Annotated in this window: 1 protein-coding gene; it reads right to left on the bottom strand. The window is 71.2% G+C overall.

Features of this window, described 5'->3' with window-relative positions:
* Window positions 1-1,452: type VI secretion system Vgr family protein (locus NS331_RS22925; protein WP_153013007.1), on the bottom strand; the 1,452-nt coding region annotated here is incomplete at both ends.

The following is a 1,452-nucleotide window of genomic DNA, read 5'->3' as shown; positions in this document are numbered from 1 at the left end:
TCGGTGGTGGGTGCCTCTGCTGCGGCGGGTAACGGGACCTCTTGGATAGGCCGGCTCATGGGCCCGACCTGCGCATGCATGGCCGCATGCTCCTGCCAGCTGCCGGCGGTGCCGTGGCGGATGCCCTCGGCGCTCCACTCGGTGTAGCTGCCCCCGCCGATGAGCACGACCTTCTTCTTGGCCTGGATGCGGATGCGTCCCTCCACGCTGGTGATGCGCACGTCCTTGTGCGCCACCAGCACCACCTCGCCCTGGTGCGCCTGCACCTGCACCGGCCCGCGGCTGGCGATCCACTTCAGGCCGCCCTTGCGCACGAAGCTGCGCAGCCCCTGCGCCGCGCTCGCCAGCCACCGGCCCGCGGCACTCACGGAGATGTGCTGGCCCGACGTCACCGCCGTGTGCCCGCCGCTGTGCAGCCGAAGGCTCTCGCCCGCCGTCGCGGCGATGCCCGCCGGGCTGGCCAGCACCATGTGCGGGGCCTTGAGTTCGCCCAGCGGCGGGCTGTCTTGCGCGCTGCCGGCAATTTCGTCGTTCTGCGCCTTCAGCGCCTGCTGCACCGTGTCCTGGTCGTCGCCGGCGTCCTGCGCCCCATGCGTCTGCGCTGCCCCGGCCAGGGTGTCGTGCTGGTCCTGCGCCGCGCGCAGGCGCTGCACCGTTTCGTCCATGTCCAGCATGCCGCCGGCCGCATTGGCCCGCCCTTCGGTGGAGATCAGCATGCCGTCCTGCGCCCGCAGCACGCCGTGCCGGTCGGTGCGCAGTTCGAAGCCTTCGCCTCGCGCCTCCTTGCGCCCCTGGTTGTCCTCGATGCGCGTGATGCTGCCCAGGCTCAGGCTCGAATGCTGGTGGTCGCTCTTGAGCTGCGCCTGGATGCGCCCGGCCGTGTCGTCCATCACCAGATGGTTGCTGCGCCCGGCCGCGCTGTTGCCGCCGCCTTCCGTGAGCTCGCGGCTGCGAAAGCCGCTGAGCGCCGACTGCTGCGGCAACGCCCACGGCGGCAGGTTCAGCTGGTTGTGCACCCGCCCGGTGCAGATCGGCAGGTCCGGATCGCCGGCGATGAAATCGACCACGACCTCCTGCCCGATGCGCGGGATGTGCACGCCGCCCAGCTGGTTGCCCGCCCACGGGCTCGATACCCGCACCCAGCAGCTGCTGTGCTGGTTCTCCCGGCCCTGCCGGTCCCAGGGGAACTGCACCTTGATGCGGCCCAACTCGTCCGTCCACAGGTTCTGGCCCTCGGGGCCCACCACCAGCGCCGTCTGCGGGCCATGGGTGTGCGGCTTGATCCGGGTGATGTCTGGGCGCAGCGGCTCGGTGATCGGGTGGGCCGTCAGGTCGACTTTCACGCGCCAGTGCTGCTGGCGGTCAGGGGCGGCATCCCGGACCTGGCTGTCCGGCCCGGTGTCCTCCACCAGCAGGTCGGTCTCCAGGATCAGGTAGTCGGCATTGGCCGCA

It is taken from the genome of Pseudacidovorax intermedius, assembly GCF_001476815.1.
Classification (GTDB): Bacteria; Pseudomonadota; Gammaproteobacteria; order Burkholderiales; family Burkholderiaceae_C; genus Xenophilus; species Xenophilus intermedius_A.
This window is presented reverse-complemented; position numbering and strand designations above follow the sequence as displayed.